The 21,877-nt window shown below is 67.7% G+C and carries 22 protein-coding genes; 10 read left to right on the top strand and 12 right to left on the bottom strand.

Annotation, left to right across the window (positions count from 1 at the left end):
• Positions 1-148 precede the first annotated feature (148 nt).
• Positions 149-379: a twin transmembrane helix small protein gene (locus ACSQ3D_RS10590; RefSeq protein ID WP_396503920.1), complete on the bottom strand. Its 231-nt coding sequence runs from the start codon at positions 377-379 to the stop codon at positions 149-151.
• Positions 380-394: 15 nt separating this feature from the next.
• Here ACSQ3D_RS10590 and ACSQ3D_RS10585 point away from each other — a divergent pair, with 15 nt between their 5' ends.
• The 5 genes from ACSQ3D_RS10585 to ACSQ3D_RS10565 are packed head-to-tail and all read left to right on the top strand — an operon-like array spanning position 395 to position 4,565.
• Complete coding sequence (locus ACSQ3D_RS10585) at positions 395-1,180, top strand: SURF1 family protein (protein ID WP_436126848.1); 786 nt, start codon at positions 395-397, stop codon at positions 1,178-1,180.
• Entirely contained in the window at positions 1,122-1,868 is a 747-nt protein-coding gene (locus ACSQ3D_RS10580; protein ID WP_436126847.1) for a hypothetical protein, read from the top strand. The genes ACSQ3D_RS10585 and ACSQ3D_RS10580 overlap by 59 nt, the downstream gene beginning before the upstream one ends.
• A 2-nt stretch (positions 1,869-1,870) precedes the next feature.
• A complete protein-coding gene (locus ACSQ3D_RS10575) occupies positions 1,871-3,052 on the top strand; it encodes a COX15/CtaA family protein (protein WP_436126846.1) in 1,182 nt (393 codons plus the stop codon).
• Complete coding sequence (cyoE, locus tag ACSQ3D_RS10570) at positions 3,049-3,948, top strand: heme o synthase (protein WP_056417983.1); 900 nt, start codon at positions 3,049-3,051, stop codon at positions 3,946-3,948. The genes ACSQ3D_RS10575 and cyoE overlap by 4 nt, the downstream gene beginning before the upstream one ends.
• Before the next feature lie 5 nt (positions 3,949-3,953).
• Positions 3,954-4,565: an SCO family protein gene (locus tag ACSQ3D_RS10565; protein ID WP_436126845.1), complete on the top strand. Its 612-nt coding sequence runs from the start codon at positions 3,954-3,956 to the stop codon at positions 4,563-4,565.
• 125 nt (positions 4,566-4,690) lie between these two features.
• On the opposite strand, the gene ACSQ3D_RS10560 is transcribed toward ACSQ3D_RS10565, so the two are convergent.
• Both ACSQ3D_RS10560 and rpoH read right to left on the bottom strand, forming a co-directional pair.
• Positions 4,691-5,749 carry a Bug family tripartite tricarboxylate transporter substrate binding protein gene (locus ACSQ3D_RS10560; protein ID WP_396503829.1) on the bottom strand — a complete coding sequence of 353 codons (1,059 nt, stop codon included), beginning with the start codon at positions 5,747-5,749 and terminating at the stop codon, positions 4,691-4,693.
• 133 nt (positions 5,750-5,882) lie between these two features.
• Complete coding sequence (rpoH, locus tag ACSQ3D_RS10555) at positions 5,883-6,824, bottom strand: RNA polymerase sigma factor RpoH (RefSeq protein WP_056417989.1); 942 nt, start codon at positions 6,822-6,824, stop codon at positions 5,883-5,885.
• Positions 6,825-7,315: 491 nt separating this feature from the next.
• Here rpoH and ACSQ3D_RS10550 point away from each other — a divergent pair, with 491 nt between their 5' ends.
• The gene (locus tag ACSQ3D_RS10550) at positions 7,316-7,603 is read left to right on the top strand and encodes a hypothetical protein (protein ID WP_056415001.1); all 288 of its coding nucleotides are present in this window, start codon (positions 7,316-7,318) and stop codon (positions 7,601-7,603) included.
• Positions 7,604-7,694: 91 nt separating this feature from the next.
• A complete protein-coding gene (locus ACSQ3D_RS10545) occupies positions 7,695-7,988 on the top strand; it encodes a hypothetical protein (RefSeq protein WP_056167760.1) in 294 nt (97 codons plus the stop codon).
• 113 nt (positions 7,989-8,101) lie between these two features.
• On the opposite strand, the gene ACSQ3D_RS10540 is transcribed toward ACSQ3D_RS10545, so the two are convergent.
• Entirely contained in the window at positions 8,102-10,759 is a 2,658-nt protein-coding gene (locus tag ACSQ3D_RS10540) for an EAL domain-containing protein (RefSeq protein ID WP_396503827.1), read from the bottom strand.
• Positions 10,760-10,881: 122 nt separating this feature from the next.
• Positions 10,882-12,018 carry a signal recognition particle-docking protein FtsY gene (ftsY, locus tag ACSQ3D_RS10535; protein WP_436127201.1) on the bottom strand — a complete coding sequence of 379 codons (1,137 nt, stop codon included), beginning with the start codon at positions 12,016-12,018 and terminating at the stop codon, positions 10,882-10,884.
• A gap of 381 nt (positions 12,019-12,399) precedes the next feature.
• On the opposite strand from ftsY, the gene ACSQ3D_RS10530 reads away from it, so the two are divergent.
• The 3 genes from ACSQ3D_RS10530 to rsmD are packed head-to-tail and all read left to right on the top strand — an operon-like array spanning position 12,400 to position 15,906.
• On the top strand, positions 12,400-13,833 hold the full coding sequence (locus ACSQ3D_RS10530) for a M16 family metallopeptidase (RefSeq protein ID WP_396503826.1): 1,434 nt from the start codon (positions 12,400-12,402) through the stop codon (positions 13,831-13,833).
• A gap of 22 nt (positions 13,834-13,855) precedes the next feature.
• Positions 13,856-15,202 (top strand): M16 family metallopeptidase, encoded by a 1,347-nt coding sequence (locus ACSQ3D_RS10525; RefSeq protein ID WP_056417998.1) that lies wholly within the window; start codon positions 13,856-13,858, stop codon positions 15,200-15,202.
• Positions 15,199-15,906, top strand: a complete 708-nt coding sequence (gene rsmD / locus ACSQ3D_RS10520; protein ID WP_436126844.1) for a 16S rRNA (guanine(966)-N(2))-methyltransferase RsmD — start codon at positions 15,199-15,201, stop codon at positions 15,904-15,906. Before ACSQ3D_RS10525 ends, rsmD begins: the two co-directional genes overlap by 4 nt.
• A gap of 285 nt (positions 15,907-16,191) precedes the next feature.
• Here the strand turns inward: rsmD and ACSQ3D_RS10515 are convergent, their stop codons facing one another.
• From ACSQ3D_RS10515 to ACSQ3D_RS10485, 7 genes are all read right to left on the bottom strand, one after another.
• On the bottom strand, positions 16,192-16,623 hold the full coding sequence (locus tag ACSQ3D_RS10515) for a hypothetical protein (protein WP_436126843.1): 432 nt from the start codon (positions 16,621-16,623) through the stop codon (positions 16,192-16,194).
• The gene (locus tag ACSQ3D_RS10510; RefSeq protein ID WP_436126842.1) at positions 16,616-16,909 is read right to left on the bottom strand and encodes a lysozyme inhibitor LprI family protein; all 294 of its coding nucleotides are present in this window, start codon (positions 16,907-16,909) and stop codon (positions 16,616-16,618) included. The genes ACSQ3D_RS10515 and ACSQ3D_RS10510 overlap by 8 nt, the downstream gene beginning before the upstream one ends.
• Positions 16,906-17,049 carry a hypothetical protein gene (locus tag ACSQ3D_RS10505; protein WP_436126841.1) on the bottom strand — a complete coding sequence of 48 codons (144 nt, stop codon included), beginning with the start codon at positions 17,047-17,049 and terminating at the stop codon, positions 16,906-16,908. Before ACSQ3D_RS10505 ends, ACSQ3D_RS10510 begins: the two co-directional genes overlap by 4 nt.
• A gap of 77 nt (positions 17,050-17,126) precedes the next feature.
• Positions 17,127-17,447 carry a hypothetical protein gene (locus ACSQ3D_RS10500; RefSeq protein WP_436126840.1) on the bottom strand — a complete coding sequence of 107 codons (321 nt, stop codon included), beginning with the start codon at positions 17,445-17,447 and terminating at the stop codon, positions 17,127-17,129.
• An 8-nt stretch (positions 17,448-17,455) separates the two neighbouring features.
• Positions 17,456-19,198 carry a TPM domain-containing protein gene (locus ACSQ3D_RS10495; RefSeq protein ID WP_436126839.1) on the bottom strand — a complete coding sequence of 581 codons (1,743 nt, stop codon included), beginning with the start codon at positions 19,196-19,198 and terminating at the stop codon, positions 17,456-17,458.
• A gap of 53 nt (positions 19,199-19,251) precedes the next feature.
• Positions 19,252-20,427 carry a helix-turn-helix transcriptional regulator gene (locus ACSQ3D_RS10490; protein ID WP_436126838.1) on the bottom strand — a complete coding sequence of 392 codons (1,176 nt, stop codon included), beginning with the start codon at positions 20,425-20,427 and terminating at the stop codon, positions 19,252-19,254.
• 508 nt (positions 20,428-20,935) lie between these two features.
• Positions 20,936-21,715, bottom strand: a complete 780-nt coding sequence (locus ACSQ3D_RS10485; protein WP_436126837.1) for a hypothetical protein — start codon at positions 21,713-21,715, stop codon at positions 20,936-20,938.
• Between the last annotated feature and the right edge of the window lie 162 nt (positions 21,716-21,877).

The following is a 21,877-nucleotide window of genomic DNA, read 5'->3' as shown; positions in this document are numbered from 1 at the left end:
CCAGGCACTGACAAAAAAAGCGCCGCAAGGCGCTTTTTTGTTGGTTGTTGGACCAGCCAAGGCGCACCGCTCGCGGCTGCAGGCAGCTTGGTGGGCCCTGCCGGGATCCTTGGCTGCGGCGACCAGGGGCGCGCACCCCAAAGGGCGTTCAGCGGCTCGCAGGCAGCCCAGTGGGTTGGATGTAGCCGAGCTTCCAGGCCAGCAGCAGGCACAAAAACAGCACAATGGACAATCCGACCCGGACTGCCAGGGCCTTGGCCATGTGGTTGCCCTTGGCCCGGTCGTCCTTCTCGCTCCGGCCTCTGCGCATCATGAAGAACAGCGCCGACGCGAGGCTCGCCAAAATAGCAATGAACGCCATCACCACAAGATATTTCATGGAGCCCATTATCCCGTGACCACTGTCCAACGTCCTGTGGGCCTGCGTTTTTGGCTGATCGCGCTGGCTGCGCTGGTAGGCATGGCCATCACGGCTTCGCTGGGCCGCTGGCAGCTGTCGCGCGCGGCCGAGAAAGAGGCGCTGCAGGCTGCGCTGGACGAGCGCGGGCGGCTGCCCGCGATCGATGGGGTGAGCCTGTTCGCCAGCGCGGGCCCCGCAGTGCCAGCCGCAGACACGCAGGCGCTGGTGCACCGTGCGGTGCAGATCGAGGGGCGTTGGCTGCCTGCGCACACGGTGTACCTCGACAACCGCCAGATGCAGGGCCGCCCGGGGTTTTTCGTGCTCACGCCGCTGCAGCTGAGCGCGCCCGGCGGTGGGGTGGTGCTGGTGCAGCGCGGCTGGGCGCCACGCAATTTCCAGGACCGCACCCAGTTGCCGCTCATCCAGACGCCGGCAGATGCCTTGGTCCGGGTGGAGGGCCGCGTGGCAGCGTCGCCATCGCGGCTGTATGAGTTCCAGGGCGCCGATAGTGCTCAGGGGTCTTCTCGCATCCGGCAAAATCTCGACCTGGCAGCGTACCGCACCGAAACCGGTCTTGCGCTCGCCAACCTCACGGTGCTCCAGACCGGCACGGCAAGCGAAGGCTTGCAACGCGACTGGCCTGTGGTCGGCGCCGGTGTCGACAAACACTACGGTTACGCATTTCAATGGTTCGGGCTCTGCGGCCTGATTGCACTTCTCTATGTCTGGTTCCAACTCGTCCGACGGTTCATTCGCCCGCGCAGCCAGCCTGCCGCCTGAGGGCCAGGGGGACGAGCATCCCCTGGGCCTGACCGTGCACACGCTGCCTGCCGCTGGCGATGCGGTGGCGTCGGCACAGCGCACGCACCACGGCCGCTGGAAGATGCTGGGCGTGCTGCTCATCTGCGCGGCCCCGGTCGTCGCCTCTTATTTCACCTACTACGTCATCCGCCCCGAAGGCCGGCGCAACTATGGCGAGCTGATCGATCCCCAGCGCACCATGCCGGCCTTGACCGCCACGGCGCTCGATGGCAGCCCGGTGCCGCTGTCCTCGCTCAAGGGCCAATGGCTCCTGGTCAGCGTGGCCGGGGGGGCTTGCGATGCTGCGTGCCAGAAGCACCTGTACCTGCAGCGGCAACTGCGCGAGAGCGTTGGCAGGGAGAAGGACCGCGTGGACTGGGTGTGGCTCGTGAACGATGGCGCGCCCGTGCCTGCCGAGCTGCAGCCCGCGCTGCAGAAGGCCACGGCGCTGCGGGTGGACGCTGCGGCGCTGGGTGCCTGGCTGGCCCCGGCCGATGGCCATCAGTTGACCGACCACCTGTACGTGGTCGATCCCATGGGCAACTGGATGATGCGTTTTCCGGCTGCCATGGACAGCAGCGGTGCGGCCAAGGCCAAGCGTGACCTGGAACGCCTGCTGCGCGCGTCGTCGTCCTGGGACGAGGCCGGCCGGCCAGGAACGCCCTGACGATGGACGCTTCACAGCCTTTGTACGACCTCGCGCCGCTGGCCCGCATGATGCTGCTGGGCGTGGTGATCGCGCTGGGCCCGCTCGTGTGGGTGGGGCTGCGCAACCGCGGCACGACGCCATTGCGCCGCCTGCAGGCCCTCACGGTGCTCACGCTGTTCCTCACCTTCGATCTGGTGCTGTTCGGTGCGTTCACGCGCCTGACCGACTCGGGCCTGGGCTGCCCGGACTGGCCCGGCTGCTATGGCAGCGCCAGTCCCGTGGGCGCCCGCAGCGAAATCGCGGCCGCACAGGAGGCCATGCCCACCGGCCCGGTGACGCACGGCAAGGCCTGGGTCGAAATGATCCACCGCTACCTGGCCACCGGCGTGGGCGTGCTCATCATTGTGCTCACGGTCTCTGCCTGGGTGCAGCACCGCCGCGCGGCGCGGGGCGAGGGCGAGCGACCGCCGCTGAGCCCCTGGTGGCCGACGTTCACGCTGTTCTGGGTGTGCCTGCAGGGCGCCTTTGGCGCGCTGACGGTGACCATGAAGCTCTTTCCTGCCATCGTCACGCTCCACCTGATCGGCGGCTTGGTGCTGCTGGCGCTCCTCTGTGTGCAGGCCGTGCGCCACACCCACACCGCACTGGGCAGGGTCCCCGTGGCGGTGTCCCCAGGTCTGCGCCGTGCGCTGGTGTGGACGGGCGTATTGGTCAGTGCGCAGGTGGTCCTGGGCGGCTGGGTCAGCACCAACTACGCCGTGCTGGCCTGCACGACCTTCCCCACCTGCCAGGGCAGCTGGTGGCCCGACATGGAGTTTGCGCAGGGCTTTCAGATCTGGCGCGCGCTCGGCATGCTGCAAGACGGCAGCCACATCAGTTTTGCGGGCCTGACCGCTATCCACTATGTGCACCGGCTCGCGGCCTATGTGGTGCTGCTGGCGCTGGGCCTGACCGCATGGCGCCTGCACCGCACCGGCGCGCTGCCGGTGCAGGCGCGGTGGCTGGCAGGCCTGGCGCTGCTGCAGCTGGCCACGGGCCTGTCGAACGTGGTGCTGGACTGGCCCCTGGTCGCCGCCGTGCTGCACACCGGCGGCGCTGCTGCGTTGGTGGTGGTGCTGACCTGGGCCCTGGCGTCCAGCCGCGTGGCTGCCGCCACCCACAATTTTCCTGTGCGTTCCACCGCACCGAGAGTCTCTGCATGACCGCTGTCCCCGCCCTTGCTGCCCCGCCATCGCGCTTTGCGCAGTTCTATGCCCTGACCAAGCCGCGCGTGGTGCAACTCATCGTGTTCTGCGCGCTCATCGGCATGGTGCTGGCGGTGCCGGGCATGCCCACCGCGGCGCAGTTCGGCCTGATGCTCATCGCCTGCGTGGGGGTGTGGCTGGTCGCCGGCGCGGCCGCCGCGTTCAACTGCATCGTGGAGCAGGGCATCGACGCCAAGATGAAGCGCACCGCCTGGCGCCCCACGGCCAAGGGCGAGCTTTCCAATGCCCAGACGCTACTGTTTTCGGCGGCGCTGTGCGCAGCCGGGTCGCTGCTGCTCTACTTCTGGGTGAACCCGCTGACCATGTGGCTCACCTTCGCCACGTTCGTCGGCTATGCCGTCGTGTACACGGTGATCCTCAAACCCCTCACGCCGCAGAACATCGTGATTGGCGGCGCGTCCGGCGCCATGCCCCCGGTGCTGGGCTGGGCGGCCATGACGAACGATGTGGGCCCCGAGGCGCTGATCCTGTTCCTCATCATCTTCCTGTGGACGCCGCCGCACTTCTGGGCGCTGGCGCTGTACCGCGTGGAGGACTACCGCAAGTCCGGCCTGCCCATGCTGCCGGTGACCCACGGCAACGAGTTCACGCGGCTGCAGGTGTTCCTCTACACGCTGATCCTGTTCGCGGGCTGCCTCATGCCCTTCGTGTATGGCATGAGCTCGTGGATCTACCTGGCGGCTGCGGTGGTGCTCAGCGCGGGCTTTTGCGGCTACGGCTTTGCACTGTGGCGCAACTACTCGGACGCGCTGGCGCGCAAGACCTTCCGTTTTTCACTCATCCACCTGAGCGTGCTGTTCGCGGCGCTGCTGGTGGACCACTATGTGCTGTAAATACCATGCTCAAGAGAAATGCTCTTAAAACGATAGCTGTTGCCGCCCTGTCCATCAGCGGTGGCGGGCTTTTGACGGCATGCACCGAGAAAAAGGCCGAGTTCCGTGGCGTGGACATCACCGGCGCCGATTATGCACGCGACCTGCCCCTGACCGACCACAACGGCCAGCCGCGCCACATCAAGGACTTTGCGGGCAAGGTGGTGGTGGTGTTCTTCGGCTTCACGCAGTGCCCCGATGTCTGCCCCACGTCGATGCAGGAGCTGGCCGAGGTCAAGCAGATGCTGGGCAAGGATGGCGATCGCCTGCAGGGCATCTTCGTCACGGTCGACCCGGAGCGCGACACGCCCGAAGTGCTCAAGGCCTACATGACCAACTTCGACCCCAGCTTCCTGGCCCTGCGCGGCACACCCGAAGAGCTGGCTGCGGTCGCCAAGGACTTCAAGATCTACTACAAGAAGGTCGACGGCAAGACGCCCACGAGCTACACCATGGACCACTCCGCCGGCAGCTACGTGTACGACACGGCAGGACGCCTGCGGGTGTACAACCGCTACGGCAGCGGCGCACAGGCACTGGCTTCGGACGTGAAGGCGCTGCTGGGCGAAGCGGGCTGAGCGGCCGAGCGATCCTCGCCGCCACCACCTCAGTCACTTCCACCACGTCTGCATCGGCAACGCGTGGCGAAACAAAAAGGGCCCGCTTGCGGGCCCTTGGTTTTTATCAGGTACAGCCGAGGCCCTTATTCGGCCTTGATGCCCCGCATGGCGATCACGCCGCCCAGCAGGTTGGTGTCTGCCTTGATGCGGTTGGCCAGGCCCTCGGGCGAGGTGCCCACCACCTGCCAGCCCTGCTGGAACAGCTTGCTGCGCACGTCGGGGCTGCGGGCGATCTCGCTGATCAGTGCCGCCACCTTGGCCTGGATGGGCTTGGGCATGGTGGCTGGTGCCGCGAAGGCGTTCCAGATCTCGAGGTTGAAGTTCGTGATGCCGGCCTCCGCGAGGCTCGGTACGTCCGGCACCAGCGGGCTGCGGCCCGCGGACGTGACGCCGATGGCGCGCAGCTTGCCGGCCTTGACCTGGGCCTGGGCCAGGGCGGGGGGCAGCAGCGCCATCTGCAATTGGCCGCCCAACATGGCCGTGGCCACCTGCGGGTAGCCGGGGTAGGGCACGTGCACGGGGTTGATGTTGCTGCGCGACTTGAGCAGTTCGGTGCCGATGTGGCCGACCGTGCCCACGCCCGGCGTGCCGTAGCTCCACTTGTCGCCACCATTGCGGGCGGCCACGAAGAATTCGCGGGCATCGGCCGTGGCGGATACGCCGGGCTGGCTCACGGGCGCGGTCAGCACCAGCGGCGAGGTGCCGATCAGGCTCAGCGGCGCAAGGTCCTTGATGGGGTCATAGGGCACGGCGGGGTTGAGCATCTTGGCGATGGTCATGTTGCCGTTGATCATCAGGCCGATGGTGTGGTCGTCACGCGCCTTGGCCACTGCATCGGCGCCGATGTTGCCGCCCGCACCCACCTTGTTCTCCACGATCACCGGTTGGCCCAGCGCCTTGGACAGGGGCTCGGCGATGGTGCGTGCCGTCAGGTCCGGCGAAGAGCCTGCGGGAAAGCCCACGATGATGCGCACTGGCTTGGTGGGCCACGCCACGGGTGCCGCAGCCGCAGCGGGGGCAGCCGCCGCCGCAGGTTTGGTGGCGGGCTTCTGCGGGGACTGCTGTGCAAGGGCCCATGGCGACAGGGCGGCAAGCGCCAATGCCAGGGCGGCGCGGCGGGGAACAGGGCGTGACAAGAGCATCTCCTTGGAATTGTTCGTTCGGTAGGCTGGAATGACAGAGGGCCCCGACGGGGCCCTCTGGTGGTTGTGCCAGCCGCGAAGCAGCGATGTTAACGCGCTACTTCGTGCTGCCTCTGGCTAACGGTGCGGAAGCTTATGCGTATTCAGCCAGTGCCTTCTTCATCTTCTTCATCGCAGCCACTTCGATCTGGCGGATGCGCTCGGCGCTCACACCGTAGACCGCCGCCAGCTCGTGCAGCGTCATGCCGCCGGTGCCGTCGTCGTTGACCTTGAGCCAGCGCTCTTCGACGATGCGGCGGCTGCGGTCGTCCAGGCTTTCCAGGGCCGTGGCGATGCCGTCGGTGGCCAGCGCGTCACGCTGGCGCGACTCGATCATGGCGGTGGGCTCGTGCGAAGCGTCGGCCAGGTAGGCGATGGGGCCGAACGCCTGCTCGCCGTCGTCCGACGGAGCCGGGTCCAGCAGCACGTCGCCGCCCGACATCCGGGTTTCCATCTCGATCACTTCCTCGCGCTTGACGTTGAGCTGCGCGGCCACCGCGTTGATCTCGCTGTCCGACAGGGTGTCGCGGTGGGTCGCAGCATCGGCCGCAGCAGCGTCTGCCTTGAAACCCTGCTTCATGGACCGCAGGTTGAAGAACAGCTTGCGCTGGGCCTTGGTGGTCGCCACCTTCACCATGCGCCAGTTCTTCAGGATGTATTCGTGGATTTCGGCCTTGATCCAGTGCATGGCGTAGCTCACCAGGCGCACGCCCTGTTCAGGGTCGAAGCGCTTGACGGCCTTCATCAGGCCCACGTTGCCTTCCTGGATCAGGTCGCCATGGGGCAGGCCATAGCCGAGGTACTGGCGAGCGATCGACACCACGAGGCGCAGGTGCGACATCACGAGGCGTCCGGCAGCGTCCACATCGCTGTGGTCGCGCAGTTGGCGGGCGTAGGTCTGCTCTTCCTCGGGGGTCAGCAGCGGCAGGCGGTTGACGGCCGAAATGTAGGCGTCCAAATTGCCCAGCGGGGGCACGAGCGCCCAAGGGTTGGAAGGCGCCAAAGTCGTCGTCGCGGTTCCATACTGAATGTTCATTCCAGGAATCCTTTCCTCTAAGCCGTGAATATTAGCACTCGTTCTGATCGAGTGCTAAGCCCCAAGTTCCCTCTGGTTGTTCAACCATCGTGCCATGGCATGCAGGCAGCCATGGGTAGGGCGGCATGCGTCGCGGATGTCGGCCAATTCGCACGCAGGCCATTGATTCATATGGAATTTATGAAAACTACAACGCCCGGCCAATCACTGCGAGGGTGTTTGAAAAGGAGTCCTATTGCTGCATTGTGTGCGGCTAAAAGAACAAAATTTCGATGATTCCTGCGTTCATTGCGTGTATTCGGTGCTGAAAAGCGATTGTTGCCATTTACAGAACAGTCAGTTCGCGACCAAGCGGTTTTTCTTTGAACACCACCGGCGTACAGTTCAACCCATCGATGAGCCGAACCCGCAAGGCGACTCACCGAACCCGGTTCAAGAATGGTTTTTGTACCGGCTTTATTGAGACGCTTTCAACTTCAAGGACTTTCATCATGAACAAGACCGCACGCTTCCTCTCCATTGCCGCTGTGTCCGCTTTCGCTGCCTTCGGCGCCCACGCTGACGAAGCCGATGCTTCGCAATTCGCCACGAAGTTCGACACGAACCGCACCCGCGCTGAAGTGGCTGCCGAAGCCTCCACCGTCGCCCAGACCCGCAGCATCGAGCCCGCAGGCTCCCGCGTCGTGACCTACAAATCCACCGCCGACCGCGCTGCCGTGCGTGCCCAGGCTGCTGACGCTGTGCGCACCGGCCAGATCCCTTCGGGTGAGCAGGGTTGATCTGAATCCAATCGATTCAGCGCCCCGTATCACTGAGTACCTAGGTACTTTCGATCCTCATCCTTATTCACCGCATCACAGGAGTTCCATCATGAACAAGACCGCACGCTTCCTCTCCATCGCCGCTGTGTCCGCTTTCGCTGCTTTCGGCGCCCACGCTGACGAAGCCGATGCTTCTCAGTTCGCCGCCAAGTTCGACACCAACCGCACCCGCGCCGAAGTGGCTGCTGAAGCGACCAGCGTCGCCCAGACCCGCAGCATCGAACCCGCAGGCTCCCGCGTGGTGACCTACAAGTCCACCGCTGACCGCGCTGCCGTGCAGGCCCAGGCTGCCCAGGCTCTGCGCGCAGGCCAGATCTCGTCGGGCGAAATCAGCGCGATGTAATGGCTGGGCTCTGGCCCCGCTGACAAGAAAGGCGCCTCGGGCGCTTTTTTTGTGGCCGGGCGCACTGTGCGGCGCCGGGCGCTGGCCGGGGAGCAAGGCTTGCGAGGTGCAAATCAGCCAGGCAACGATGATTCGCGCGCCTGACGCTCGAACACATCGAGCGCCAGCGGCCGCCCGAACAGGTAGCCCTGGAAGGACCGGCAGCCGTGCGCCAGCAGAAACTCGTGGTGCGCCACGGTTTCCACGCCTTCGGCGATCACGTCCAGGCCCAGGCTGCCTGCCAGCGCGATGATGGAGCGTGCGATCGCCGCGTCGTTGGGCTCTTGCAGCACCCCGCGCACAAAGCCCTGGTCGATCTTGATCTGGTCCAGCGGCAGGCGCTTGAGATAGCTCAGCGACGAGTACCCCGTGCCGAAATCATCCAGCGAAAAGCCCACGCCGTGGGCCCTCAGGGCGCGCATGGTGGCGATCACGCTGTCCACGTTGTCCAGCAGCAGGCTCTCGGTCAGCTCCAGCTTGATGCGCGTGGGGTCCGCGCCGGTGTCCTGCAGCAGCTGCAGCACCTGGGCCACGAAGTCGTCCTGCAGGAACTGCCGCGCGCTCACGTTGATGGCCAGCGCCAGCCGGGCCAGTGCGGGGTGCGCGCGCCACAGCGCCTGCTGGCGCAGCGCGGTCTGCAAGACCCAGCGGCCCAGCGGCACGATCTGGCCGGACTCCTCGGCCGGCGCAATGAACTCCGCCGGCGGCACCATGCCGCGCACCGGATGCATCCATCGCACCAGGGCTTCGGCGCCGATGACGTGCCCGTGGCTGTCCACCTGCGGCTGGTAGAGCAGCAGGAACTGCGACTGCCGCAGGCCCGCATGCAGCTCGGTTTCCAGCTGGGCGCGGCGGTTCACGGCCTGCTGCATGTCGGGGTCGAAAAACCGCAGGGTGTTGCGCCCGGCATCCTTGGCGCGGTACATCGCCATGTCGGCCTGCTTGAGCACTTCGTCCACCGAGTCCTGGTGACCGCGCAGCAGCGTGATGCCGATGCTGGCCGAAAAATGGTGCTCGTGGCCTGCCAGGACCGAGGGCTGGCGCAACTGGGCCAGGATCTGCTCGCCCAGCGTGCGCGCCTGTGCGGCGGCCTCCGCTGCATCGCTGCTCAGCGCCTGCAGCACCACCACGAACTCGTCGCCGCCCAGGCGGGCCACGGTGTCCTGCTCGCGCACGCAGCGGCGCAGCTGGTCGGCCATGTCCCTGAGCAGCAGGTCGCCCACCTCGTGGCCGCGGGTGTCGTTCAGCGTCTTGAAGTTGTCCAGGTCCACAAAAAGCACCGCCGTGGTCAGGCCCGAGCGCGCGCCGCTGGCCAGCACCTGTTGCAGGCGGTCCACCAGCAGGCGGCGGTTGGGCAACTGGGTCAGCGCGTCGTAGAACGCCAGGTACCGCGCCTCGTCTTCGGCGGCCTTGCGTCCCGAGATGTCGATGTCGATGCAGAACATCTCGGCCGGCTGGCCGGGCACGTGGATGTAGGCGTGGCTGGAGAAAACGTGCACGGGCGTGCCGTCCTTGCGGCGCAGTTGCAACTCGCCCGCGGGGATGGCCTCGCCGGTGGCGAACATCTGCTGCACGTTCTGACGCACCGCCTCGCGCATCGGCGGCGGGATGATCAGGTCCAGCAGGTTGCTGCCCAGCGCCTCTTCGGCCGTGTAGCCGTATAGGTGCTCGGAGGCCTGGTTCCAGTAGCTCGTGGTGCCGTCGGCCAGGTAGCCCTGCACCGAGATGGACGGTATGTTGCGCAGCAGCGACCGAAAGCGCAGTTCCGACTCGCGCAGCGCGCTCTCGGCCTGCTTGCGGTGGGTGATGTCGCGCGCGAGGAACACCACCGCCGGCTGGCCGCTCACCGTCACGCCCAGTGGCTGCGCACGCCCCTCGAAATGCCGCAGCCCGGACAACGTCTGCATCTCGTACTCCATGCTGTGTGTCTGGCCCGACGCGAGTGTCTGCGTGACCAGGTGCAGGAATCTGTCTGCCTGCCCGGCGGGCAGCACGTCATGCAGCCGCTGCCCGATGAGGTGCGACGGGCGGGCCGCCAGCGCCGCATCGTCGGGCGACAAGACCTCCACATAGCGGCCTTGTGCATCGAGCACCAGCAGCACGTCCGGGATCGCATGCGCAATGGCCCGCAGCCGGGCGGCGCTGCCCGCCAGCGCGCGTTCGGTGGCCAGGCGCTGCTCCACGTCGCGCAGCAGCAGGCCCAGCGCCACCGTGGCAGGCGTGAAGGTGAGCAAGAAGGGCAGCGCCAGCGTCTCGTTCACACGCGCCACCACCGCGGCTGGCAGCCACTGGAACACGCCCAGCAGCGCCGCGTGCACCAGCAGCCCGAACAGTGCCAGCGGCAGCGGCTTCACGCTCAGGTGTCCGCGCGTGCGGGCTTCACGGTAGAGCAGCCCGAGCACCGTGCACAGCGCGATGCTGGCCAGGCCCACGGCGGTGCCGCCGCCGCCCAGCCACAGCCGGCCTGCCGCGGCCAAGGCGGCGGCGATGCAGGCCACCAGCGGGCCGCCGAAGAGGCCGGCCATGCTGAGCACCACCGACCGCGCGTCGAAGATCACCCCCGGCATCAGCACCACGGGGGTCAGCATGCCGACCACGCAGATGCCGCCGAACAACACGCCGGAGACGGCCTGCCCGGTCAGTGGGTGCTGGCGCCACAGGCGAATGCTGGTGCTGTGCAGAAAACACAGAGCCAGCAACAGGGCGAGACCTTTGACCAGCTCAATGAACATGGGCCTTCCGCACGCTTCTTCCAGAAGGGGAAAGCCCCATCATGGGGGAATTGCCGGGATCCGTAAACGTGAAAATGGCCCCGGGGCGGGGCCATGGTGTCGGGCGGAGCGTGGTGCCAGGGTCAGTTCAGCAGTGCCTGCGCGAATTCGCGGGCGTTGAAGGTTTCCAGGTCTTCCAGCTTCTCGCCCACGCCGATGAAGTACACCGGGATGGGGCGCTCCTGCGCGATGGCGGCCAGCACGCCGCCCTTGGCCGTGCCGTCGAGCTTGGTCACGATCAGGCCGGTGAGCTGCAGGGCATCGTCAAAGGACCGTACCTGGGCCAGCGCGTTCTGGCCGGTGTTGCCGTCGATGACCAGCAGCACCTCGTGCGGCGCCGTGGCATCGGCCTTGGTGACCACGCGGCGGATCTTTTTCAGCTCTTCCATCAGGTGCAGTTGCGTGGGCAGGCGGCCGGCCGTATCCACCAGCACCACGTCCTTGCCGCGTGCCTTGCCGGCCGTCACGGCATCGAAGCTCACGGCAGCGGGGTCGCCGCCTTCCTGGCTCACGATCTCCACCGTGTTGCGGTCGGCCCAGACACCCAGCTGCTCACGCGCTGCGGCGCGGAAGGTGTCGGCCGCGGCCAGCAGCACGGCGGCGCCTTCGTCGGCCAGGTGCTTGGTGAGCTTGCCGATGGACGTGGTCTTGCCCGCGCCATTGACGCCCGCCACCATGATCACGGTGGGCGTGAACTCGCCGATGACCAGCGGCTTTTCCAGCGGGCGCAGCAGGTCGGCCAAGGCGTCCGCCAGCAAGCCCTTGACCGCGGCGGGATCGGTGGCCTTGGCCTCCTTCACCCGGCGCTTGAGGTCCAGCAGCAGGTGCGTGGTGGCCTTGACGCCGGTGTCGGCCATGAGCAGGGCTTCTTCCAGTTCTTCATACAGCGCATCGTCGATCTGCGTGCCGGTGAAGACCGTGGTGATGCTGGTGCCGGTCTTGCGCAGGCCGGACTTGAGGCGGTCGAGCCAGCCCGTGCGTTCCGCCGGTGGCGGCGCGACGGCGGGGGCCGGTGCCGGTGCGGGCGTCAGGGCAGGCGCGGGCGGCACGGGGGCGAGCACCGGGGCTGGTGCCGGGATGGACGGCGAAGGTGCTGGTACCCGAAGCGCGGGGGACAGCGCGGGAGGTGAGGTGGGGAGTGACGTGGGCGCAGGCGCCGGTGCGGGCACCGACGGCGTCACCGGGACGGGCGAAAACACCGGTGTGGCTGCAGGTGCCACCGCAGGAGCAGATACCGGTGCGGGTGCGGTTGCAGGTGCGGTTGCAGGTGCAGCCACCGGTACGGCTGCCGGTGCCGCGGGTGCAGGCTCCGCCGCCTTGTTGCCGAAGGGATTGCGCAGCCAGCCAAAGGCCGACGGGGCCGGTGCTGCGACCGGGGGCACGGGGGGCACCGGCGCCGGAGCCTGGGTGGCCGGCGCGGCAGGCCACGACGATGGCACGGGCGCGGCTACAGGGGCTGTGGGGGCGATGGGCGGCGTCGGCGCGGCTGTGGCCGGGGGCGCGTCCGCAGGTGCGGCGGCTTCCGGGGCCGGGGTGGACTCTGGGGAGGGCTTTTTCTTGAAAAAACTGAACATTGGCGGGTTCTTAGAATCAGCCATTCTATGAAACGCGCTTTCACCCTCCTGGCCCTGGTGGCCTGCCTCTCGTCCGGGGCTGCCTTTGCGGCGACCACCCCGGCTGTCCCAACCCCCGCCACGCCGTCGAGTACGGCCTCTGGCGCAGAGCTGTTCACGCTCAAAAACGGCATGCAGCTCATCGTGCAGCCGGACCGCCGCGCGCCGACCGCGGTGCACATGGTGTGGGTGCGCGTGGGCTCCATGGACGAGGTCGACGGCGTCACGGGCGTCGCCCACGTGCTCGAGCACATGATGTTCAAGGGCACCAAGACGCTGCCGCCCGGCGACTTCTCGCGCCGCGTCGCGGCCCTGGGCGGGAGGGAGAACGCCTTCACCAGCCGCGACTACACGGGCTACTACCAGCAGATCCCGTCCAACCGGCTCGAAGACGTGATGAAGCTCGAGTCCGACCGGTTTGCCAACAACCAGTGGCCGGACGAGGAGTTCAAGAAGGAGCTGGAGGTGGTGAAGGAAGAGCGCCGCCTGCGCACCGAAGACCAGCCCCGGGCCATGCTGTCCGAGCAGCTTTTTGCCACCACCTTCATCGCATCGCCCTACCGGCGCCCCATCATCGGCTGGATGAGCGACCTGGATGCGCTCACCCCCAACGACGCCCGCGCCTTCTACCGCCAGTGGTACACGCCCACCAATGCGGTGGTCGTGGTGGCCGGCGATGTGGAGCCCGCCAAGGTACGCGCGTGGGCCGAAAAGTACTACGGCAGCATCCCCGCCCATGCGCTGCCCGAGCGCAAGCCGCGCATCGAGCCCGTGCAGCAGGGCATGCGCCGCATCGCCGTCAAGGCCCCTGCGGAGCAGGCCTACGTGGCGCTGGCGTTTCGCACGCCCAGCCTGGAGCGGCTGGACAAGCTCACCGACGCCGACAACGACGCTTTGGCATTGATGGTCCTGTCGGCCGTGTTCAGCGGCTACGACGGCGCCCGCCTGGACCGCGCCCTGACCCAGGGCGAGAACCGTGTGGCCGACAGTGCCAACAGCGGCGCCATGGTCACGGGCCGCGGTCCCAGCCTGTTCATGCTCAGCGGCGTGCCGGCTGCGGGCAAGACGGCGCAGCAGGTCGAAGACGCGCTGCGCGCCGAAGTCACCCGCGTGGCGCGTGACGGCGTGAGCGAGGCCGAACTCGCACGCGTCAAGACGCAGTGGATCGCTTCCACCGTGTACGAGCGCGACTCCGTCATGAACCAGGCCCAGGAGCTGGGCGGCAACTGGATCCAGGGCTTTCCGCTCGACGCCAACGAGCGCCTGCTGGCGCTGCTGCGCACCGTGACGCCCGCGCAGGTGCAGGCCGTGGCCGCCAAGTACTTCGGCGACGACCAACTGACCGTCGGCACGCTGCTGCCGCAGCCGCTGGATGGACCCCGCCCCCGCCCCACACTGCCGCCCGGCGCTGTGATCCGTTGAACCCGCACTGGGGCCATTGCACATGATTACTATCAAAAATATAGCTGCTCGCGCTTGTCTGATAAGCGCTGGAGCAATTTTTTCTTCAAGCCCGGCCTGGGCTCTGCTGCCCATCCAGCACTGGACGGAGGCCAACGGCGCCAAGATCTACCTGGTCGAAAGCCCGGTCATCCCGATGGTGGACGTGCAGATCGACTTCGATGCCGGCAGCCGCCGCGACCCTGCGGGGCAGGAGGGCCTGGCCAGCGCCGTGGCCGCCATGGCGTCCAAGGGCGTCAAGGCCGCGGGCAATGAGCCCGCGCTGGACGAAAACGGCCTGGGCGAGGCGTGGGCCGACCTGGGCGCGAACTTCGAAGCCGGCGCCGAGAACGACGTCCTGCACTATTCCCTGCGTTCGCTCACCGACCCGCCACTGCTCGACAAGGCCGCCCGCCTGGCCGCGCGCCAGATCGGCGAGCCCAGCTGGCCCGCCGATGTCTGGCCCCGCGACCGCGCACGCTGGACCGCCAGCCTGAAGGAAGCCAACACGCGTCCGGCGACCGTGGCGGGCTACGCGTTCGCCTCGGCCGTGTACGGCAGCCACCCGTACGGCCGGCGCACCACCGAAGAGAGCCTCGCCCGCGTCAACATCGCGGACATGCAGACCTTCCACACCCAGCTCATCGCGGCCTGCCGCGCCAAGGTCAGCATCGTGGGCGCCGTCTCGCGTGCACAGGCACAGACACTGGTGGCCACGCTGCTCTCGCGCCTGCCCGCCACGTCGGGCTGTGCGCCGCTGCCAGCGGTGGGCGAGATCAACGCGCTGGCTGCGCCGGCCGAGCAGAACATCCCGTTCGCGTCGGCCCAGGCCCATGTGCTGATCGGCCAGCCCGGTTTTCAGCGCCGCGACCCGGACTTCATCGCGCTGCTGGTGGGCAACCACATCCTGGGCGGCGGTGGCTTCGTATCGCGCCTGACCAACGAGGTGCGGGAAAAGCGCGGCCTCTCGTACAGCGTGTACAGCTACTTTGCGGCCGGCATGCATGCCGGTGCCTTCACCGTGGGCCTGCAGACCCGCCCGGACCAGGCGGCCCAGGCCGTCAAGGTCTCGCGCGACGTCATCGCCCGCTTCGTGGCCGAAGGCCCCACCGAGGCCGAGCTGCGCGCGGCCAAGGACAACCTCATCGGCGGCTTTGCGCTGCGCATCGACAGCAACAAGAAGCTGCTGGGCAACGTGGCCAACATCGCCTGGAACGACCTACCGCTCGACTACCTGGACAAGTGGACCCAAAAGGTCGATGCCCTCACGGTGGCCGAAGTGCGCGCCGCCATGGCCCGCAAGCTGCAGCCCGAGCGCATGGTGACCGTGGTGGTGGGAGGCAAGCCATGAGCCGCTCCACCCTGCGCCCAGGCGCACTGTCGCGCATCCTGCCCGGTGGCGGACCCGCTGGCGGCAAGGCCGGTGTAGTTGCGCCAGCGCCTACCAAGAAAACGCCCAAGGACCCCGCCGCATCTGCCGTGGTGCACAAGGGCGCGGGCGAGATCCGCATCATCGGCGGCCAGTGGAAGCGCACCCGCCTGTCCGTGGCCCGCCACCCGGGCCTGCGGCCCACTCCCGACCGCGTGCGCGAAACGCTCTTCAACTGGCTGGGCCAGGACCTGACCGGCTGGCGCTGCCTGGACGCCTTCGCCGGCACCGGTGCCCTGGGCCTGGAAGCCGCGTCGCGCGGCGCCGCAGCCGTGCAACTGGTCGAAAACGATGCCGCCCTGGTCGCGCAGCTGAACACCCAGCAGCAGCGTCTGAAGGCCACCACCGTGCGCGTGACCCGCGGCGACGGCCTGTCCGCGCTGCAACAGGCCGGCCCCGGTAGCCTCGACCTGATCCTGCTCGACCCCCCGTTTGGCAGCGATATCTTCGGCAAGGCATTGCAGGCCGCAGCACGCGCCGTGGCGGCCGATGGGCACATCTACCTGGAAGCACCGCGGGTGTGGGTGGACGAGGAACTGGCGGATTGGGGTCTGGTGGTGCACCGGCATCTGAAGGCGGGGGCGGTGCACGCGCACTTGCTGCGCCGGGGAGCGGTCAGCACCTGAATAGGTCCGCTCGTCGTTCGTGGCGATCTGGCGTCTGGTGGGGGTTGAAGCGCCCCAGCGTTGGGCTTCCAGACTTTACGGTGTGTGGTGGAGGCGAGCTGGGCCGATGTGTACGACGTCACGGCCTCACGCAAAATTTTGCTCTGCGCAATCGTTTGTCGTGCTCCGCGCGCCAGGTCCCACTGCTGCGGTTGGGGTGGTGTCTCGTACGGTCGTGGAATGTGGCGTCTCCAGTGCTGCTTGCGCTTGTCTGCAGTGCGCAAATACCTATGCTTTCAGGGGCAATCAGGACTGTGAGGCTGTATCTGGCGGCCGGGTGCCTTCTTCGATCACGGTCAGTGCCAGTCCGCGGTCGGTCAGTGCGTAGGCCAAGGTGTAGCGGTGGTTGGCAGCGAGTGTGGCCCGGCCATCGGGGTAGGCACCATCGTTCACGTGGATGATCTGGCGCCGGGCCAGCTGGATGCGCGTCTTGCGGTAGTGCGCGGCAGGCTCTGCCGGCAGGGCGTGCCAGCGGCTTGTCTGGCCCGGGGCCAGGGGGCCCAGTGCCACGGCGGTACCGTGGGTGGGCAGGCCCTGCCACACTTGCTCGAAGGGTTCATGGGAGTCGTTGCGGATGCGCAGCCACACGCGTGCGCCGCCCTGGGCGCGGCCTGGGTGGGCCAGCAGTGCGCACCACGCGGCCAGCAGGGCTCGGCGGGCAGCAGGCCGCTCATTCATTTTTCAGGCTTTGCAGGTCGCGGCTCAGGTCGCACACGCGGGCGCGCCGGCGCTCCAGGGCGGCCCCGCCAATGTTCAGGGCGGCCGAACTGCCTTGGTCGGCATGCATCGCGACGTCCCATTGGCCCTGTGCGGTGTCGAAAGCCAGCCATGCGCGCTGCGCCGCACGCAGCGCATCACGCCGGGCAGGGCCTGCGGCCTTGAGTGTCTGGGCGTAGATGCGGTTGAGCTCCTTGTCCCACGCCGCATAGGCGGCGGACTGGGCGTCGTGCAGTTCGACGGTCACGCCACCGCTGCGCGCGGACGCAGCGCTAAGGGCCTTGTCGATCGGGTGGGCGGTGGGCTGGCGCAGAAGTGCTCGGCTGCGTGGGCGGCGCTGGAGGCCATGAGCAGGGCGAGGGTGATGGTGTGCAGGGTGCGGAGCATGGTGGGTTGGGAAAGGTTGTCGCTTTTCATATAGCCCAGGCGTTGGTGCCCGCATTGCGGGATGCGGCGGCACTCGTTCATGCACCCACCCACAGCAGCACCATGAACGTAGCCAGCACCGCCATAACGGTATAGACCGCTACGGCGCATGTGCCAGCTGCCGCTACGCTGGCCAGGCCCGACCAGCCGCGCTCCATCCCCCACTGCGCCATGTGCCGGGCCAGGAACAGGCCCGCGATCCAGATGAGCGCCAGCAGCAGTGCCATCGTGCCCAGCAGGCGGGCGCCCTGTGTGGAGTTGAGGCCGTTGCTGCCCAGCAGGACGGTGAACATGAAGAACAGCGCGGGCAGCAGGTTGGCGGCGCCGGTGAGCGCCATGGCCAAGGTGGTGGTGCGCATGCCGGTGGTCACTCCGTGACCGCGTAGCTCAGCAGGTCCAGCGACTGCGTGTCCTTGGGGTTCCACGACAGGCCGGCCGCGCGCGCGATCACGGTGTAGGTCTTGCCCTGCTCGAGTTTGCCGCCGGGCATCAGGGCCTCGGTGCGTGGGTCGATGTAGAGCATGGTGGTCAGGCCCTCGGCGCTGCGCATGAGCACGGCTTTCGTGCCGGCCTTCAACTTTGCCTCGTTCACCCAGGCGCTCTTGACGCCAGCGGGCGGTGCCAGGTTTTCCACGGTGCCCGACAGGCGGGTGATCTTGCGCCAGGTCTTGCTTTGCTTGGGGTCCGTCACCTTGCCGTTCTCGGCGGCATCGGTTTTTTGCAGGTCACCCAGAGAGCTGTAGGCGATGGTCCAGTCCGAATGGCTGGTGTCGCGGCGGATGTGGTCGGCCGCGAGCATCAGGTTTTCCGTCCAGTTGCCGCACGCGTTCTTCTTTTTGCACAGGGTCCAGGCAGTCTTGATCCAGCGGTCGAGCTGGGCAGCCTTGTCCTGGCTGCCCATGTCCAGTGCCACGCCCGCGCCCAGCACGGCCGCGGCCTGGCCCTGCTCCGGGGCGACCACCAGCACGGCGCCGTTGCCCACGTCGAGCTTGCCCACGCGCAGCTGGCGCATCATGGCCTGGGCGTATTCCTCGGCGGTCTTGCCGTTCAGGTCCTTCACCAGCAGGGTGACGATCTCCACGCCGGTCTTCTGTGCATGGTCGTGCATCTGCTTTTCGAACTGTGCGCGGATCGCAGGGTCGAGGATGCCGAACTCGTCGTAGATGAACTGGACCCCCTTGGAGGGCAGGGCGTTGGCGTCTGCCTTGGGCAGGACCTGGGCCACGGCTGCCGTGGCGGCGGGCGCCGGTGCGGGCGCTGCCGCAATGGCAGGGGCATTGGCGGGTGCAGGGGCGGGCTTGGCGACTGTCGTCTGTGCTGGGGTGGCTGCGGTCGCTGCAGGCGCAGGAGTGGCCGCTGGCGCAGGCCCCTGGGCCACGGCGACCGACTTGCCGCCTGGGGTGCCGCCCTGGCATGCAGCGCCACCGCCCTGCAGCTCGCAGGCTTCCGTCCAGCCTGCGGCAATGGCGGCCAGGCGCTTGCGGCGGCCGGGGTGGGTCTCGCCGTCCTTCTCGGGGATCAGCGTGGCGATGGCGTTCTGCGCGTCCTTGAGCGGCGCGCCCATCTTGTACAGCACGAAGCCGCTGAACTTGTCCGATTCCAGCTCGATGGGCGGCTGGCTGCCGCCGGGCACGATCGTGTGCCCCGACAGGTGGTGCCCGATCTCGTGCGCCATGATGCTCACGGGCGCCCAGTTGTTGGCCTTGGTGGCACGGATCACGTCGCCCATGAAGGACGGGTTGTAGGCGATCACGCGGCGCGGCACCTTGTCGGGGCCCTGCATGATGACGGCCGCCGCGTTGGGCACCTGGCCTTCCACCACCACGAAGTTGGCGGGCAGGCCGGTGTATTTCATGATCTCGGCCACCACCTGCTTGCCGGTGCCGCCGCCCTTGGACAGGTCAGGCGGCGAGAACGCCACCGGGCTGCCGTCGTACGAGCAGGCCTGCAGCGTGGCGGCCAGCTCGGCCACGAGCTGCGCCTTGGTGGGCTTGGGGCCCGCGGTGGCGGCGGCCTTTTGCGCCAGTGCGACGCCCGCGCAGGCCAGGCCCAGCAGGGCGGCGCAGGCGATGGCGACGGGGCGGATGTTGGCGGTGGGGATGTGATTCATGCGGTCAGGCTCCTGGGTCTGGGATATGTATGGAGAATGAGAGGGATGGAAATTCAGGGCTGGACGAGGGCCGCCACGCGCAGCACGCGCTGGGCCAGTTCGGTCTGGCCGCGGGTGCCCGTCTTGGCATACAGGCTGGCCAGCTGGGTGCGCACCGTGGGCATCTTCACGCCCTGGTTGTCGGCCATCTCGCGCGGGGTCATGCCCTGCAGCAGCAGCGGCAGCAGCGCGCCTTCAGCGGGCGTGAGGCCGTACAGCGCGCTGCACACGGGCATCGCGGCCTGGGTGTCCTGCACGGTCTCCGGCACCAGAACGAACTGCACCAGCGGGTCTTGCAGTGCCGCCCCCGGCTGGCCGCGCAGGGGCGCGGCCAGGGCGACCAGCGCGTGGTGGTGCGGGGTCTGCAGGCGTGCCGACACCGGTGTGCGTGTGCTCAGGCAGGCCGTGAGCAGCGGCGGCAAGGCTGCGTGGACCTGGGCGAGCTGCAGCGGCTGGCGCGCATGCCAGCCCGTGGCATGGCGCAGCAGCACGCGGCAATCGTCCTGCACGCCCAGCCAGTGGCGAGCGTGGTCGTTCAGGTAGCGCACCGTGCCGTGGGGGTTCACATGCAGCAGGCCCAGCGGCAACTGGTCCAGCGTGCGCTCCAGCGCGGCGGTGTGGCGCTCGGCCAGGCGCAGGCGGCGCTGGGCGCGCATGAGGCTGCGCACCCAGGGCGTGACCGCGCGCAACTGGGCGAACTGGGCGGGGGTGAATTCGGGTTGGCCCAGTTCGTTGTACAGCGCCAGCACGTGCATGCCGCACTCGGGCGACGCTTCGACGATGCTGTTGACCATGGCGTCGATGCCCAGGGGCCGCAGATAGTCGGCGTAGAACGCGCTTTTTTTCAGCGCGCTGGTGGCCACCAGCTGCTGGCTGAGGGAGCCGCCGCGTGCCAGCGCCTGCTCGTGCTGCCGCTCCAGCGCGTCGCTCCAGGCGTCCTTCACCTGGATGAGGTCGGCGTAGCGCTGCAGAAAGTCGTCGGGCATGCCCCACTGGCTGGCCGCGAGCGGGTCGCCTTCGCCGGGCAGCGGGCAAAACAGCACGAGCTTGTGGCTGCCCAGGGCCTCGCCCAGGTGGCGCAGCAGGCGCGGCGCCATGTCGGGCTCGCCCAGGGCTTCCAGGCTCTCGGCCATCAGGGTCTCGAACCCTGCAATTCCGAGCTGTTGCCCATGCCAATCCTTGCTGCTCAATGCGCGCTCCCCGGTTGTGTCGATGAATGCGCCGGATGGTAGGAGCGGCAGGCTCGCAGTCACATCATTCAGGTGAATGATGTGGCGGACTTTTCACACATTTCATGAAGTCTTGAGGAGCGTTGTGGCGGCCGTGCGTGCCGAACCTGCGCCGTCCGGCGCGATCGCCGCACGCTCTGGGGACCCTCTGCACGAATCATCGCGCCGTGTGCATCTGCGGTCTCGGGCGGCCTGCGGCGTTGCAAATACTCGCAATAGCTACGGCTATGGCTGCGTTTTGCGCCTTGCACTCCTTCCCGATCCGCAGTGCACACTTGGCAGCTCGATTCGTGCAGAGGATCCCTAGGGACCCTCTACACGAATCATCGCGCCGTGTGCATCTGCGGTCTCGGGCGGCCTGCGGCGTTGCAAATACTCGCAATAGCTACGGCTATGGCTGCGTTTTGCGCCTTGCACGCCATCCCGATCCGCAGCGCACACTTGGCAGCTCGATGCGTGCAGAGGATCCCTAGAGCCCCATCTGCCACAGCACGATCTCGACCATGCCGCGGGCATACAGCGCCGTCGCCTGCCACTTGAGCACGGCGAACAGCGCGCCGGCCAGCAGCAGACGCACCGCGTCGCGCCGCACATCGAGCAGGTAGAACTGCCGCAGGGCCAGCATGAACGCCAAAGCCTGCAGTGCGGTCATGTACCAGGGAGACCACTGCTTGTGCCACTTGAGCAGGGCGGGCGAATGCGCCAGCACCAGGGGCAACTGGTTGGCCATCTGCAGCGCGATGAACACCGACTGGCAGTACAGCGCCAGCGTCAGCAGCTCGGTGGCGTTGTAGCCCAGCCGGCGTCGAAACAGCAGCCAGGCGCTGGCGAATGCGGCCACCGCGCCCAGCGAAAACGACCACTTCGAATAGGCGCTCACCAGGGCATACATGCTGGCGGCGGCCTCGCTCGGAAATTCGGGCTTGAGGTAATCGGTGTGGCCCAGCACGATCAGCAGCAGGCCGATGGCCAGGCACAGCAGCGTGAGCGGGTGCGGATGGTCCTTGCGCTGCCCGAGCACGTATTCGCGCGCCAGCGTGCCTGGCTGCGGCAGCACGCGCAGGGCGTGGCGGATCACCTCCCATTCAAACCAACGAAACCGGGCCCATGCCTCTTTGCGCACCGTCGCCGCGCCCATGCGGCCGGCCTTCTTTTGCCCGCACTGCGCGCAGTAGGGGCCGGTGAGCAGGGCGGTGCAGTTCAGGCACTGCGGGGTGTCGAAAATCGCGTCGGTGGTGAGGGAGGTCACGGGTGGGGCATCAAGGCAAGGGCTGCGCATCGTAGGGCGGCGAGCCCGTGCTTGGCATCGTTCAGGTGAATGATGTGAAAAGCCCCGACGCTTGCCCGTGTGCCCGTGTGCCCGTGTGCCCGTCGCATCGATGTTTTGGTGCCCGCCGGTAGAACCAGGGAG

This window comes from Acidovorax sp. LjRoot117 (assembly GCF_964252695.1).
GTDB lineage: Bacteria > Pseudomonadota > Gammaproteobacteria > Burkholderiales > Burkholderiaceae_C > Acidovorax.
The sequence above is the reverse complement of the archived record's forward strand: the minus strand, read 5'-3'. Positions and strand labels throughout refer to the sequence as shown.